This is a genomic window from Lentilitoribacter sp. JB5-8 (assembly GCF_055693385.1).
This window is the reverse complement of sequence record NZ_CM146332.1, coordinates 2,723,061-2,737,661: the sequence shown is the minus strand read 5'-3', so window position 1 is coordinate 2,737,661 and position 14,601 is coordinate 2,723,061. Positions and strand designations below refer to the sequence as shown.

At 43.4% G+C, this 14,601-nt stretch carries 12 protein-coding genes; 7 read left to right on the top strand and 5 right to left on the bottom strand.

Annotated elements, in window-relative coordinates:
* Positions 1-82: 82 nt before the first annotated feature.
* From ACZ1GZ_RS13425 to ACZ1GZ_RS13405, 5 genes are all read left to right on the top strand, one after another.
* On the top strand, positions 83-1,516 hold the full coding sequence (locus tag ACZ1GZ_RS13425) for a UbiA family prenyltransferase (RefSeq protein ID WP_472665382.1): 1,434 nt from the start codon (positions 83-85) through the stop codon (positions 1,514-1,516).
* A gap of 1 nt (position 1,517) precedes the next feature.
* Complete coding sequence (locus tag ACZ1GZ_RS13420) at positions 1,518-2,852, top strand: FAD-binding oxidoreductase (protein WP_472665381.1); 1,335 nt, start codon at positions 1,518-1,520, stop codon at positions 2,850-2,852.
* Between the two features lie 100 nt (positions 2,853-2,952).
* Positions 2,953-3,402, top strand: coding sequence for a DMT family transporter (locus tag ACZ1GZ_RS13415; RefSeq protein ID WP_472665380.1), 450 nt, complete (start codon positions 2,953-2,955; stop codon positions 3,400-3,402).
* A 3-nt stretch (positions 3,403-3,405) separates the two neighbouring features.
* Positions 3,406-4,416, top strand: a complete 1,011-nt coding sequence (locus ACZ1GZ_RS13410) for an NAD-dependent epimerase/dehydratase family protein (protein ID WP_472665379.1) — start codon at positions 3,406-3,408, stop codon at positions 4,414-4,416.
* Between the two features lie 136 nt (positions 4,417-4,552).
* Positions 4,553-5,908 carry an aspartate aminotransferase family protein gene (locus ACZ1GZ_RS13405; protein WP_472668308.1) on the top strand — a complete coding sequence of 452 codons (1,356 nt, stop codon included), beginning with the start codon at positions 4,553-4,555 and terminating at the stop codon, positions 5,906-5,908.
* A gap of 19 nt (positions 5,909-5,927) precedes the next feature.
* Here ACZ1GZ_RS13405 and ACZ1GZ_RS13400 read toward each other — a convergent pair whose 3' ends face one another.
* The 5 genes from ACZ1GZ_RS13400 to uvrA all read right to left on the bottom strand — a co-directional run bounded on the left by ACZ1GZ_RS13400 (position 5,928) and on the right by uvrA (position 13,376).
* Entirely contained in the window at positions 5,928-7,730 is a 1,803-nt protein-coding gene (locus ACZ1GZ_RS13400; protein WP_472665378.1) for a hypothetical protein, read from the bottom strand.
* A 140-nt stretch (positions 7,731-7,870) separates the two neighbouring features.
* Positions 7,871-9,280: a type I glutamate--ammonia ligase gene (glnA, locus tag ACZ1GZ_RS13395; RefSeq protein ID WP_472665377.1), complete on the bottom strand. Its 1,410-nt coding sequence runs from the start codon at positions 9,278-9,280 to the stop codon at positions 7,871-7,873.
* A 71-nt stretch (positions 9,281-9,351) separates the two neighbouring features.
* The gene (locus ACZ1GZ_RS13390; RefSeq protein WP_472668307.1) at positions 9,352-9,690 is read right to left on the bottom strand and encodes a P-II family nitrogen regulator; all 339 of its coding nucleotides are present in this window, start codon (positions 9,688-9,690) and stop codon (positions 9,352-9,354) included.
* A 321-nt stretch (positions 9,691-10,011) separates the two neighbouring features.
* Positions 10,012-10,458 carry a VOC family protein gene (locus ACZ1GZ_RS13385; protein WP_472665376.1) on the bottom strand — a complete coding sequence of 149 codons (447 nt, stop codon included), beginning with the start codon at positions 10,456-10,458 and terminating at the stop codon, positions 10,012-10,014.
* A 2-nt stretch (positions 10,459-10,460) separates the two neighbouring features.
* A complete protein-coding gene (uvrA, locus tag ACZ1GZ_RS13380) occupies positions 10,461-13,376 on the bottom strand; it encodes an excinuclease ABC subunit UvrA (protein WP_472665375.1) in 2,916 nt (971 codons plus the stop codon).
* A 320-nt stretch (positions 13,377-13,696) separates the two neighbouring features.
* Between uvrA and ACZ1GZ_RS13375 the strand changes: the two genes are divergently transcribed.
* On the top strand, positions 13,697-14,215 hold the full coding sequence (locus tag ACZ1GZ_RS13375; protein WP_472665374.1) for a single-stranded DNA-binding protein: 519 nt from the start codon (positions 13,697-13,699) through the stop codon (positions 14,213-14,215).
* Between the two features lie 22 nt (positions 14,216-14,237).
* Complete coding sequence (locus tag ACZ1GZ_RS13370) at positions 14,238-14,600, top strand: hypothetical protein (protein WP_472665373.1); 363 nt, start codon at positions 14,238-14,240, stop codon at positions 14,598-14,600.
* Position 14,601: the final 1 nt, after the last annotated feature.

Sequence of the window (14,601 nt, the reverse complement as noted above, 5' to 3'; positions counted from 1 at the left end):
GCGCGACATTTATACCCCTCGTTAGCAATATTTCAGCCTCACATTGTTATGCTCGCAACGACTGTAACTTGGGGCAAGAGTAATGGACGCGAAATCCAGCATTAAACATACACCTTTATGTGTCGATTTGGACGGAAGCTTAATCGCCAGCGATACACTATGGGAAGGCTTGGCAGCACTCTTGATGCGAAAGCCCTTGATGATTTTTCAAGTCATCGGCTGGCTAGCGGCTGGAAAAGCAGTTTTAAAGAAAAATGTTGCGGAACATACAGATCGCTCAGGTGATGACTGGCCTGTCCGTGAAGAAGTGATTGAATATATTAATCTTGCCAAATCCCAAGGGCGCAAAGTTTACCTCGTCACAGGAGCTGCGCAAAAAACGGCGGAAGAGATTTCTAATCATTTAGGTCTGTTCGATGGTGTTTATCACAGTGATGATGAGATCAATCTGACATCAACCCGCAAACGCGACAAGTTGATTGAAGAATTTGGCGATGGTGGTTTCGATTATATCGGAAATAGCTCCGATGATATTGCGGTATTTGAGAGTGCCCGCAGCGGAATTGTTGTGGCTCCTGATCATACCGCTAAAAACTGGCAGAAGAAAAACCAATCTGAAGAAATTCATACCAAACCATCTGGTATCAAGACTATTTTAAAAGCCATTCGTGTTCATCAATGGCTAAAGAATGTTTTGATCGCTGTGCCTTTGTTTTTGAACCATACCTTTATGGATTTGGAAACAGTTACCGCGGCTATTATTGCATTCTTCTCGTTTAGCTTTTTTGCGTCATCTGTTTACATCGTCAATGATTTGTCAGATTTAAAGGCTGATCGAGCACATCCAAAAAAATGTAAAAGACCACTTGCCAGCGGAGCAATATCTATTCCAAACGCTGCACTCTTGTGGATAGGGTTATTATCGGCATCTGCTTTGTTGGCATCACTATTACCGATCGAATTTTTATATGTGATGATCGTCTATGCATTCATCACAACAGCCTATACTTTTGTGTTGAAACGCAAGTTATTGGTTGATGTGTTTACACTCGCCAGTCTTTATACGGTTCGTATTATCGCAGGTGCTTTTGCGACCCATAGCGGCTTGTCGTTTTGGCTCTTGGCATTTTCTATTTTCTTCTTCTTATCACTTGCATTGGTCAAACGTTATGTTGAATTGTCCGAGGGAGAGAAAGCGGAAGGCAGCAAGCTTTTAGGTCGCGGATATTACGGGATAGACACCGCGATGCTTGCCCAAGGTGGTGTGTCATCTGCATTTACCTCGGCAATGGTTTTAGCGCTTTATATTAATAGCCCAGAATTTAGCGAAATGTACGATAATCCCTGGGTTTTATGGCCGCTTGTTCCACTCATCCTATACATGCTTTTACGTATTTGGATTTTGGCCGGTCGTGGTCAGGTGCACGAAGATCCTGTTGTGTTCATCATGCGTGATTGGCGCAGCCAATTGACGATGATTGCCGGCGGCGTATTGATTTTCGGAGCCATGTTGTAAGATGCATGCATTTGATCACGATAATGATCTGCAATCCTGGGGTCGGGTCGACAAACTCAAACGAACAATGATTGCTGCTGAGGAATTGCGTAAAACCAATTTGCAGGTTTTACCCTTTGGCAATGGTCGTTCATATGGTGATTCCTGCCACAATGATGGTGGTGTTCTGCTCAATTCTAGAACAGATGCGCGCATTCAAAATTTCGACCCGCAGACGGGTATTTTACATGCAGATGCAGGTGTGCTGCTGGTCGATGTCTTACGTTGTGTTATTCCACATGGCTTCTTTTTAGAAGTCACACCAGGTACATCATATATTACCCTAGGTGGAGCAATTGCAAATGACGTCCATGGTAAAAATCACCATGTCCGCGGTACATTTGGTCATTGTATTCAATCGTTTACGCTGGTCAGATCAGATTTTGATTCAGAATTAAGTTGCTCACGCAATGAAAACCCTGAACTATTTGCTGCTACGATTGGTGGCATGGGTTTAACTGGTTTTATTCGCCAAGTATCGATTAGATTGATGAAGGTTTCTTCGCCGGATATTCAGCAAAAGTCGATTCGATTCAATAATTTGGATCAATATTTTGATATTTGCGATGAGATTGACGAGCGCCATGAATATTCTGTTGCGTGGATTGACCAGCTTACACAAGGTTCAAGTTTTGGTCGTGGTATTTTGATGGCGGGCGATCATGCAAATCATGAAGACAGTGAGTTTTCATTGCCAAAATCTGCAAAACTTTCTGTCCCATTTACACCGCCTTTAAACTTGATCAACAAACTGAGTTTAACCGCATTTAATGCAGCGTATTTTCACAAGGCTAAAGATGGCACACATGAAAGTATCGCGCCTTGGCAGAGTTATTTCTATCCACTCGATGCGATTAAAGGTTGGAACAAATTATATGGTCCAAAAGGACTGTTTCAGCATCAATCAGTTTATCCGTTAGCAAGCGGACGAGAGACAACAATTAAATTACTTGAATGCGCTAAACGTCATGCGCACGCGTCATTTCTAACTGTACTGAAAAGATTTGGTGCAATGGAATCAAATGGTCTCTTCTCATTTCCGCGAGAAGGTTTCACGCTCACGTTAGACTTTGCCAATCAGGGACATGCAACGCTTGAATTCCTGCGTGAACTTGATGAGATCACAATAAATGCAGGTGGTGCGGTTAATCCGTACAAAGATCAACGAATGGCCGCGGATGTTTTTGAAGCTTCATTTCCGGGTTGGGAAAAATTAGAATCGCATCGAGACCCAAAATTTATGTCCAATTTTTGGCAACGAACTGCCATGCAATTGAACGCATGTGTTTCAAAATGAAACTAGATAAAATTTTAGATAAATTGTTCGACCTAACTGAACGTGAATTTCATTTGTTCTTGATAGACATGAGCCAGAACGAAAATTCTGGGACGAAAAAATGAAGTTTATTTGGTTTATTTTATTTACTGTACTCACCAATGCTGCTGCGCAGCTCATGCTCAAGCAGGGCATGACAATGGTTGGTCCTTTGAATATCACAGCAGAAAACGCGATTATCCGCGTCTTTCAAATCCTTTTCCAGCCTTGGGTATTTGCGGGACTGGTCGTCTTTGTCATCTCAATGGTGTCGCATTTGTTTGTGCTGACTAAAGTTGAACTATCATTTGCTTATCCATTTATTTCGCTAGCCTTCGTCACGGTGACGGTTTTTGCCGTTGTATTCTTCGGGGAAGAAATCAACCAGTGGCGCATTTTAGGCATAGCGCTGATTTGCTTGGGAACATTTTTCGTCGCTAAATCAGACACATCACACAAACAAACCCTCGCTCAAGAGGTGATTGAGGAACAACAAATCGGGTTGAACCCGGATGCTGCAGGAAGGTCGTAAAGTATGAAGCATATTATTTTTGGCGGGGATGGTTTTGTCGGCTCACATTTGGCCCCAAAACTATTAGATGATGGGCAAGAAGTTGTTGTTGTTGATATTAAAAACAGCGGCCATAAACATTACAATGATGTGCAGTTTGTTAAGCTTGATATTACCGATGCAGAACAGTTTTCTAAATTAAAAATTGATGCGGATGATGTTGTTTACAACATGGCAGCGACAATGTTGTCACCCTTGCAGATCCGCTCAAAACGATATGATTTCTTTTGGCCAGTAAACTTCCATGGTGCAGGGAATATCATGAAGTCTATGGACAAAGCCGGCGCATCTAAATTCGTGCAGTTCACGACGGATATGGTTTACGGCCATACTGTAATGAGCCCACAAACAGAAGATCATCCTATCGCGCCACTTGGCGAATACGGTGCCTCTAAATGGGCAACAGAGCAGGCCTGTCACGAATGGCGTGAAAAGGGCATGGATATCTCCATTTTCCGTCCGCGCTTAATTATCGGACCAGGTCGCTTGGGTATCCTTGAAAAACTATTTAAGTTGATTGATCTTAACCTACCGGTGCCGATGATCGGATCAGGTAAGGCGCCATACCAGTTTATTTCGGTCTATGATTGTGCGGAAGCAGCGCGTTTGGCATGGAAAGCTGATTTCCCAAATGATGCATATAATTTGGGTTCTTCAAATCCACCATCTGTTCGCCAATTGCTGGGCGGATTGATCAAACACGCTGATTCAAAGTCATTCCTATTGCCAACACCTGGTTTTGCAGTGAAGAAAACGCTGGCTTTGCTTGATCTGATGAATATGCCGATCATGGACCCTGAGCAATATCTAATTGCCGATGAAATGTGTGTTCGCGAGACCGGTCGTGCAAAAGAAGCCATGGGGTTTGTACCGCAATATAATGATATGGATATGCTGATCGCTGCTTATGACGAATATCGCGGCAAAATCGATAGTGCATCTTCACAAAAATTAAACGCAGTTCCTGCTGAATAAAAGCCAGCTGAATATTAGATTGGAAACGAGTATGTTAAACGCAGTTAAGAATGAAGTATCAGCAGACGTGGAATTTGCACCTTTGGACATTAAAGTAAAACGCCCCGACTTGCTTACAGTTGATGATGCAAAGGATATGGGTCTTGCGGAAATGACAGAGCTTTTCAAAGATCATGTCAATCCTGGTCAATTGCACTTTATGAAGTTGCTTGGCTTTCACAAAGTGAAAATTGAAAGCGCAGAAGGCATGGTCTATCGGGACCAAAACGGCCGCGAAATCCTCGATTTCTTCGGTGGATTTGGTTCGCTCGCTTTTGGTCATAACCATCCGCGTATTCTTGATGCGCGTAAAAAGTTTCAGGATGAAAAACGTCATGAAATTGCGATGGCATTTTTGTCGCAATATAATGCTGCATTGGCTAAAAACCTGGCTGAGATTGCACCAGGTGATCTCAATATGGTGTTCTTGGGTTCATCCGGTTCAGAGGCCATGGAAGCAGCTGTTAAGGTTGCTGAACGCGCAGCGGGTCCAAAAAAATCAAAGATTGTTTATGCAGAAAACTCATTCCACGGCAAAACAAAGGGCGTTTTGTCTGTAACGGATTCACCACTTTATAAGGGTGAGTTCAAACTGGTCGAGAATACAGTCCGTGTTCCTTTCGCTGATATTGACGCTATCCGAAATGCATTTGAAAGTGATCCGGAAATTGGGGTGATTGTTCTTGAAACCATTCAAGGTGGTGGTGGTATTATCAAGGCTGATCCGAAGTTTTGGCAGGAGCTGCGCGCGCTTTGCGACAAACATGATGTTTTGTGGGTTGCTGATGAAGTGCAGTGTGGTATGGGCCGCTCAGGGCAGTTCTTTGCATTTGAATATGCCAATGTCGTACCTGATGTCACAGCGCTTGCGAAATCGCTTGGTGGCGGGAAATGTGCAATGGCCGCAATGATTGCGACAACAGATGTTTATATGAAGGCTTACGGCACGCCGAAAACAGCTTTGATCCATGGTCAAGCGACATTTGGCGGTATCGGCGAAGCATGTGTGACATCAATCGAAGGTTTGAACATTTTATATGATGAGAATCTCATCGAAAACGCCGCACAAACTGGTGCTTACCTTTTGTCTCGCCTTGAGCATCTTCAGGAAAAATATCCAAAATTGATTAAAGAAGTTCGCGGGCAGGGGCTCATGGTCGGACTTGAGTTCCATGACTTTAGCCAAACATTACCAATGGTCTTACGTCCAGTCGTATCAGTATTGGATGAAAAGCTGAAAGGTTCGTTATCTGGGTTTATCGGTTCGCTGATGTTGCGCGATTATGACGTCTTGGTGGCGTTTACAGAATATAACCGCAATGTCATTCGACTAGAGCCGCCATTGATCTGTGAAAAACGCCATGTTGATCAGTTTATCTCAGCGCTTGATGATCTTTTAGGTCGCGGCATTGTGCGCATTGTGAAAGACTTTGTCGCAAGCCAGGTGAAGTAATAGGCGCAACTTTACTGGATCAGGAATTTTCAGTTTCAGTTTGTGTTTCAACATCAGTTTCTGCGTCCTCGGCCGGTTGTGCCGGGGGCGCTTTTTTTATGTAGGCATCATAACAATCATTAAGGCGAATTCGTTCGTGATTAACCTCAATAGCGTCTTTGTAGATTTCGAAGATTTCATCGACAGTGAATAGAATAGGACAGGTTGGTCGCAAAATTAGGTCAGCATCTTGTACCGACTTTGAGACTTCTTCACTCATCTCTCCAAGGGTTCTGCCAGAATCCGCTCCGATCTGAACGTATTTGGGAGCATTTCTATCCATTAAGAAAGGAAATGGATTTGTGAAATCGATGGTAAAGATTGTGTCGAATTTCACATTGTTCTCTGCTTCATACTGATAAATGGAATCAATGGCCTCATCCATTAAATGGTACCATAGAAGTTGGAAATCCGGCTCGGAGAAGATGATTGACCCCGGTAGAACTTCGCTTTTTGAAAGATTGCGCAACTGCCATTTGCTTTTTGAATAATAGGCTTTCATCGGCTCAATGCGTTCGAGGAAAATATCCTTCGCGGACACATTGCCTAATATACCAAGATTTTCATGTTCAAGGCTTTCATAGGTTGGGGAAACGGCTAAGGTTCTTAAGCCTTTATGGGTCATTTTTGTAAAACTTGGTAGAACTGTTGCCATGGCCAGAACAATTACAAACATATTTGGCAAACGCTCAGGTGTTGAGCGGAAAAACAAGATCATTAGGATAACAGGCCAGAGCATGATGAATGCTTGGGAGCCTGTATTTTGCGTTTCGTAAAAAATACCTGCAAGTAAAACAAATCCAAGGGCAAAGTAGTCATGACTGACCAAATCGGTAAATTTGTGCCAGTATGGTTTGAAAACAGGAGTTGCCTCTGCGCGGTTACGTTTCCCAAAAATATCGCTAAAAAATAGTGCGAGAATGAGCAGGCCACAGGCAAAAACAACATCCATTCTTTGTGAAAACACAGTGAGGAATTTTGGAAGCAATACGGATTGGTTAGACTGTGCTAAATCCCAAATGCTTTGCAAGTAGCTTGAGATGATCCCAGTTTGGTACTCTAAGCCAACAAGAGCACCGGCAAATAAGATAAGCGATGCAATGAGTGAAAAAAACGTCACGAACCCTGCTAGAAAGCCAAAGCCAACAATAATAAGCGCAGCAGCAAATGCAGTGATTTTGCTAAGGATGAGCGCAGTACCACAGATGGCTAGTATTAGAGCTTGGACAAATGAATTGCGAACAAAAAATACCGCAGCGGTTGTCACATAAAGTAAAATAGCGCCGTGTCGGTTATAATGACCAAAGCCATCAACGCCGGGGAAGGGAAAGAAGTCAACGGTTCCAAAAGGGAAGGTGGCAAACACTAAAAATGGTAACAATAATCCAAGTGCCAGGCGTAGTGATCTGCGCGACACCATCCAACTGATCATTAACATTAAAGGTGCTGTTACGATTAATTGCGACCAGTGAATGACAAAGACCGGATGTCCAGTTGGAAAATAGTTATGAACGAGTGTTGCCAACCAGTAATTAAGCGGACCGACTGGTGTGTTAAAATCAACAGAGGGAAGCTGTCCTAAATTGATGCGATGAACGGCATCAAAATAAATGTTGGTGTCCCAGTACATCGGTCCGATTGGAATTGAAAACTCTTGTGTGAGCAGGAAATACATACCAGCCAGTGGGGCTGCTATAATAATTAGTATGATCAGAATGTTTAATAACAACGGGGATTGTGATCGCACCGGATTAAATGAATCGTTCGCTGTTTGAAGTTTCATCTTTAGGCCCACATCATTGTTTGTATATCTGTCTGAAAACGCAAATGGGACACTATTCTATTTGATACTAAAGAAAAACCCCTAGACGAAAAAACCCCGGTATTGCTACCGGGGTTTCAAAACTGAGCTAAACTTGCAAATTATGCAGAATAGTACATGTCAAACTCAACAGGGTGAGGTGTGTGCTCAAGACGGATAACTTCTTCCATCTTCAACTCGATGTAAGCATCGATTTGATCATCATCAAATACACCACCAGCTGTTAGGAACTTACGATCTTTGTTAAGTGCTTCTAGAGCTTCACGCAATGAACCACAAACTGTTGGGATCTTTTTAAGTTCTTTAGCCGGAAGATCGTAAAGATCTTTATCCATTGGCTTACCTGGGTGAATTTTGTTTTTGATGCCGTCAAGACCAGCCATAAGCATTGCAGCGAATGCAAGATATGGGTTAGCCATTGGATCAGGGAAACGAACTTCTACGCGTTTTGATTTTGGTGAAGAACCAAATGGGATACGACAAGAAGCAGAACGGTTACGTGCAGAATATGCAAGTAGAACCGGAGCTTCGTAGCCAGGAACCAAACGCTTGTATGAGTTTGTTGATGGGTTTGTGAAAGCATTAAGAGCTTTAGCGTGCTTAATGATACCACCAATGTAGAACAAGCAGTTCTCAGAAAGACCAGCATACTCATCACCAGCAAATGTTGGCTTACCGTCTTTCCAGATAGACTGGTGAACGTGCATGCCTGTACCATTATCGCCATAAACTGGCTTAGGCATAAATGTGGCTGTTTTACCGTATGCATTTGCAACTTGCTGAACAACGTATTTGTAGATTTGAACTTTATCAGCGTTGATGGTCATTTCATCGAACATTACACCGAGTTCGTGCTGAGCTGCAGCCACTTCGTGGTGGTGCTTTTCAACTTTAACACCCATTTCCTTCATGACAGTCAGCATTTCAGAACGCATGTCTTGCTCTGAATCAACTGGCGGTACTGGGAAGTAACCACCTTTTGTACGAGGACGGTGACCAAGGTTACCAGTCTCATAATCAGTGTCTGTGTTTGTAGGAAGTTCTACAGAATCAAGCTCGAAGCTTGTTTTGTATGGGTCAGATGAGAATTTAACATCGTCAAATACGAAGAACTCAGGCTCTGGACCAACATAAACTGTGTCACCAATGCCGGAAGCTTGCATGTATGCTTCAGCTTTTTTCGCAATTGAGCGTGGGTCACGGTTGTAACCTTCGCCAGTGACTGGATCTAAGATGTCACAAGTGATCGCAAGAGTTGATTGAGCGAAGAATGGGTCAACGTGGCATGTTGCACAATCTGGCATTAGAACCATGTCAGACTCGTTAATTGCTTTCCAACCAGCGATGGAAGAACCATCGAACATGACGCCATCAGCGAACATGTCTTCATCGACAACACTTGTGTCCATTGTTACATGTTGCATTTTACCGCGTGGATCTGAAAAACGCAGATCAACGAACTTGATGTCTTCATCTTTAATTTGCTTCAGAATGTCTTTAGCAGTCGTCATTATATAATTCCCTAAAGTTAGTGATGACGAAAATTTGGCCGCAGAATAGCGACCCGTGATATTATTATTGCCTAAACAGCGTCGGGACCAGTTTCACCAGTTCGGATACGAATAACTTCATCCACCTGCGATACAAAAATCTTACCATCGCCAATTCGACCTGTCTGAGCCGCATTTTTGATAGCATCAATTGCCTGTTCTACATTGTCTTCAGCGAGTACGACTTCAACTTTTACCTTAGGTAAAAAATCTACGACGTATTCTGCGCCACGATAAAGCTCAGTATGGCCTTTCTGACGACCAAAACCTTTTGCTTCTGTGACAGTTATTCCTTGCAAGCCAACTTCCTGAAGAGCTTCCTTCACTTCGTCCAGCTTGAAAGGTTTTATAATCGCTTCGATTTTCTTCATGAGAAAATTTTCTCCGCTTTTCCCAGTTTCAGCACACTTATGCGCGCTTCGTTTTTTATTAAGCACAACCCGTGCCAAATTAGTAGACAAAACTAAGAATTTTTCAAAAATCAGTAATTTTTCAAGAAAATCCATGTTTTTCAGTGTGAAAATTGTCAAAAGGAATCGAAAAAAATCCCAAAGTCGACATTTGCGGTAAAAAATGTCGCATTATTGGGATTAAAGAGCATATGCAGAATTTTATAATTTGATTAAAAAATATGCAAAAGACTAAAAAATAGTCACTACTAAAAATTAAGAGAATAAATAAGTGCCCAAAACTTAGTCACTCAACATTTTGTTGAAACGCGACACAATTTCATCAGATGATACATCTTCTATATTCGTTGCGACGTGCCAGATATGTCCAAAGGGATCTCTAATCTTAGCTGATTTGTCGCCATGGAATTGAAGCTGTAAAGGTGAGAGGATTTCGCATCCGGCTTTTTGTAATTTAGGCACTAAATCTTCGACATCGTCGACATATATGTTCATTGAAATAGGGGAGCCACCCAATGATATTGGAGACAAAACGCCTGAATCTGGAAATTCATCACTAATCATAAGGCGACAATCACCGACGAGCATTTCACAATGCATCACTACTCCATCAGTACCAGCCAAGCAATAATCTTCTTTAGCGCCGAAATATTCGGTATAGAATTTAATCGCTTTGTCAGCATTTTTGCAGACTAAATAGGCGGAAATCTTGTTGTAACCTCTGCGCATCTTTATTCCGCAGCATCAATTGTTTTTGTACGTCTATATAAAAGCTCTTTGAGGAAATGCCCGGTATATGATTTCTCAATCTCGGCGACATCCTCCGGTGTGCCAATTGCAACGACTTCACCGCCACCATCACCGCCCTCAGGTCCGATATCAATGATCCAGTCAGCACTTTTAATCACTTCGAGATTGTGCTCGATCACCACCACCGAATTTCCTTGATCAACAAGCTCCTGAAGTACTTCCAATAATTTTGCAACATCATGGAAGTGAAGGCCGGTTGTCGGCTCATCTAATATATATAATGTCTTGCCGGTGGACCGTTTTGAAAGCTCTTTAGCAAGCTTAACGCGCTGGGCTTCACCACCTGACAATGTATTGGCCTGTTGGCCGACTTTAATATAACCAAGCCCAACTCTGTTAAGCGTGACCAGTTTGTCTCGCACAGCTGGGACAGCATCAAAGAAAACGCAACCTTCTTCAACAGTCATATCGAGCACATCTGCGATAGATTTGCCTTTGAATGTGACTTCCAAAGTTTCACGGTTATAGCGCTTTCCCTGACACACATCACAAGTGACATACACATCGGGGAGGAAGTGCATCTCAATTTTAATAACACCATCGCCTTGGCAAGCCTCACAGCGTCCACCTTTCACATTAAATGAGAAGCGCCCAGGTTGATAACCGCGTGTTTTGGCTTCTGGCAATCCAGAAAACCATTCACGAATGGGGGTGAAGGCGCCGGTATAAGTTGCCGGGTTCGAACGCGGCGTACGTCCAATTGGCGACTGGTCAATGTCGATAACTTTATCGACGAATTCCAATCCTTCAATGCGCTCATGCGGGGCAGGGTTATCTCGCGCACCCATGATGCGCCGCGCAGCGGCTTTATATAATGTCTCAATTAGGAATGTTGATTTACCGCCACCAGATACCCCGGTGACTGCTGTAAACACGCCCAATGGAATGGATGCGGTTATGTTTTTGAGGTTATTGGCTGTTGCGCCAACGACTTTAAGTTCGCGTTTCTTGGTTGGTTTACGGCGTTCTGGACGATTAGGAATTTCCATTTTGCCAGATAGATATTGCCCCGTGAGCGATTTTTTGTTCGCCATAATTTGTTTTGGCGTGCCTTGCGCTACAATCTCACCACCGTGAATACCCGCTGCAGGCCCAATATCAACCACGTAATCTGCTGTTAAAACTGCATCCTCATCATGTTCAACAACAATTACCGTATTGCCGATATCGCGAAGATGACGAAGCGTATCGAGTAGGCGCGCGTTATCGCGTTGATGAAGACCAATGGATGGCTCATCCAAAACGTACAATACACCTGTCAAACCCGAACCAATTTGTGAAGCTAAGCGAATACGCTGGCTTTCACCGCCGGACAAAGTGCCAGAGTTTCGTGATAATGTCAGATAATCAAGGCCCACATCGTTGAGGAATTTTAAGCGTTCGCGGATTTCTTTTAAAATTCGCTCGGCAATTTCCATCTGTTTTGATGTTAGTTTTTCAGGAAGCGAGTTAAACCAATCGCCAGCGCCCCGGATCGACATCTCACTGATATGGCCAATATGTTTGTCATCAAGTTTAACGGCAAGCGTTTCAGGTTTTAGGCGATAACCATTACATGACGGGCAGGAAGCTTGAGACATATATCTCTCAATTTCATCGCGTGCCCAATTGCTATCTGTTTCGCGCCAACGGCGTTCTAGGTTTGGAATGATACCTTCAAAGTTTTTCGATGTTTTATATGAGCGCAGACCATCGTCATAATTAAACTCGATCTTCTCTTTTGTACCATTGAGGATGGCATCCTGGGCTTTATCAGTTAGTTCAAACCAGCAGTCGCCCATACGAAAGTTAAAGTGTTTTCCAAGCGCCTCTAATGTTTGCTTATAATAAGGTGATGATGATTTCGACCAAGGTGCAATAGCGCCATCTCTAAGTGTCTTGCCTTGATCAGGAACAATAAGGTTTTCATCAATCTTCTTTTGGCTTCCCAAGCCATCGCAAGTGGGGCAGGCGCCAAATGGATTATTAAATGAGAATAATCGTGGTTCGATTTCGGGAATGGTGAAACCTGAGACCGGGCAAGCAAATTTTTCAGAAAACACGATACGTTCGTGCGTTTCGTTTTTAGATTTGTTTTTCGAGCCTGATGCTGTTTCATCCTCTGGCAGAGGTTTGTCCGCAAATTCAGCAACAGCCAATCCATCTGAGAGTTTAAGGCAAGTCTCTAAACTGTCAGCGAGGCGAGCTGCGCTATCGGGCCTGACAACCACACGGTCCACCACAACATCGATATCGTGTTTATACTTCTTATCAAGGTCGGGAACATCTGCTATTTCGTAATATTGACCGTCGACTTTAAGGCGTTGATAGCCTTTTTTCATCAGTTCAGCCATCTCCTTGCGATATTCGCCTTTGCGACCTCTGATGAGCGGCGCCAAGATATAAAGTCTGGTTCCTTCTTCAATTTCTAAAACTCGATCCACCATCTGGCTAACGGTTTGGCTTTCAATTGGAAGGCCAGTTGCCGGAGAATAGGGCACACCCACACGCGCAAATAACAAACGCATATAGTCGTAAATTTCAGTGACTGTGCCAACGGTTGAGCGCGGATTGCGGCTTGTGGTTTTTTGCTCAATTGAAATGGCAGGTGACAGGCCATCAATTTGGTCGACATCCGGCTTTTGCATCATTTCTAGGAATTGACGCGCATAGGCGGACAAACTTTCAACATAACGTCGCTGACCTTCGGCATAGATTGTATCAAATGCTAGCGAAGATTTACCCGAGCCTGAAAGACCGGTCATGACGATCAACTTATTTCTGGGGAGGTCTACATCCACACCCTTTAAATTGTGCTCTCGCGCCCCGCGCACCGAAATCGTCTTTAATTCACTCATGGGAGATCCGAAATTATACCAATTGAAAATAATGTTCTGTTTTATACCTATTTACGCATCTGTCGAGCTTTGGATTTTATTCATCAACATTTGATTCGCTTGACGAGAGTTTTATCTTTATATAGAACAAAAATAGAACAAACTAGATTATTTTTTGTTTGTCCATCAAAGTTGATTATGTTTACAGCTTGCATCATAATTTTTGTGTGGGCAGCATAAATTGTGTGGATTGTCTTTGGTATTAAATAATAATGTGAGACGGGGCCATCAGTCTGCGATATTGATGTGCAACAATTTCGTATCATCAGAAGGGTAAAGATATGGCAGGTAGCGTTAACAAGGTTATTTTGGTTGGCAATTTAGGTGCTGATCCAGATGTGAAGCGGACGCAAGATGGCCGCCCGATCGTTAACTTGTCTATTGCAACATCAGAGAGCTGGCGCGATAAAAATTCAGGTGAACGTCGTGATAAAACAGAGTGGCACCGTGTCGTGATCTTTTCTGAAGGACTTTGCCGTGTTGCGGAAAACTACCTCAAAAAAGGTTCGAAAGTCTATCTTGAAGGCGCGTTGCAAACACGCAAATGGCAAGATCAGAACGGTCAAGACCGCTATTCAACAGAAGTTGTTTTGCAAGGCTTTAATTCAACGCTTACAATGCTTGACGGTCGCGGCGACAACCAGGGCGGCGATAATTATGGCGGCGGCGGTAGCTTTGGTGGAAACCAAGGTGGCGGCAACTTTGGTGGTAACAACCAGGGCGGCGGTAATATCGGCGGTCAAGGTAATCAAGGCGGTGGCAACTTCTCCAATGACATGGATGATGACATTCCGTTTTGATCATTAGTCTGAAAGGTGTGAAATGCGTATAGCGCTTGTTTTAGCAATGTCGGTGTTTTGCTCGACTGCAAGTTTTGCAGGAGAGGCGGATGTCACGAATGTTGCAGTAAAACAAACATCTTCAGGGGCATATCGTTTTGATGTGACTGTGCTGCATGCAGATGCTGGATGGGATCATTACGCCAATAAGTGGGATATTGTTTCCCCAAATGGTGATGTGATTGATACACGCATATTGCATCACCCGCATGACACTGAGCAGCCTTTTACGCGCTCACTCACAACAGACAAAATTCCTGATGATCTGACACATGTGATCGTGCGGGCGCATGATAGTGTTCATGAATATGTTGGCGCGGAAATCAAGGTTGAGCTTCCGCGCTAAT

Excerpts from the sequence above, each read along its gene's own strand:
- ACZ1GZ_RS13385 (WP_472665376.1), bottom strand. The coding sequence starts at position 10,458 with ATGCGCAGAGGTTACAACAAGATTTCCGCCTATTTAGTCTGCAAAAAT.
- ACZ1GZ_RS13410 (WP_472665379.1), top strand. The coding sequence starts at position 3,406 with ATGAAGCATATTATTTTTGGCGGGGATGGTTTTGTCGGCTCACATTTG.
- ACZ1GZ_RS13400 (WP_472665378.1), bottom strand. The coding sequence starts at position 7,730 with ATGAAACTTCAAACAGCGAACGATTCATTTAATCCGGTGCGATCACAA.
- ACZ1GZ_RS13370 (WP_472665373.1), top strand. The coding sequence starts at position 14,238 with ATGCGTATAGCGCTTGTTTTAGCAATGTCGGTGTTTTGCTCGACTGCA.
- ACZ1GZ_RS13425 (WP_472665382.1), top strand. The coding sequence starts at position 83 with ATGGACGCGAAATCCAGCATTAAACATACACCTTTATGTGTCGATTTG.
- ACZ1GZ_RS13415 (WP_472665380.1), top strand. The coding sequence starts at position 2,953 with ATGAAGTTTATTTGGTTTATTTTATTTACTGTACTCACCAATGCTGCT.
- ACZ1GZ_RS13405 (WP_472668308.1), top strand. The coding sequence starts at position 4,553 with ATGGGTCTTGCGGAAATGACAGAGCTTTTCAAAGATCATGTCAATCCT.
- ACZ1GZ_RS13390 (WP_472668307.1), bottom strand. The coding sequence starts at position 9,690 with ATGAAGAAAATCGAAGCGATTATAAAACCTTTCAAGCTGGACGAAGTG.
- uvrA (WP_472665375.1), bottom strand. The coding sequence starts at position 13,376 with ATGAGTGAATTAAAGACGATTTCGGTGCGCGGGGCGCGAGAGCACAAT.
- ACZ1GZ_RS13420 (WP_472665381.1), top strand. The coding sequence starts at position 1,518 with ATGCATGCATTTGATCACGATAATGATCTGCAATCCTGGGGTCGGGTC.
- glnA (WP_472665377.1), bottom strand. The coding sequence starts at position 9,280 with ATGACGACTGCTAAAGACATTCTGAAGCAAATTAAAGATGAAGACATC.
- ACZ1GZ_RS13375 (WP_472665374.1), top strand. The coding sequence starts at position 13,697 with ATGGCAGGTAGCGTTAACAAGGTTATTTTGGTTGGCAATTTAGGTGCT.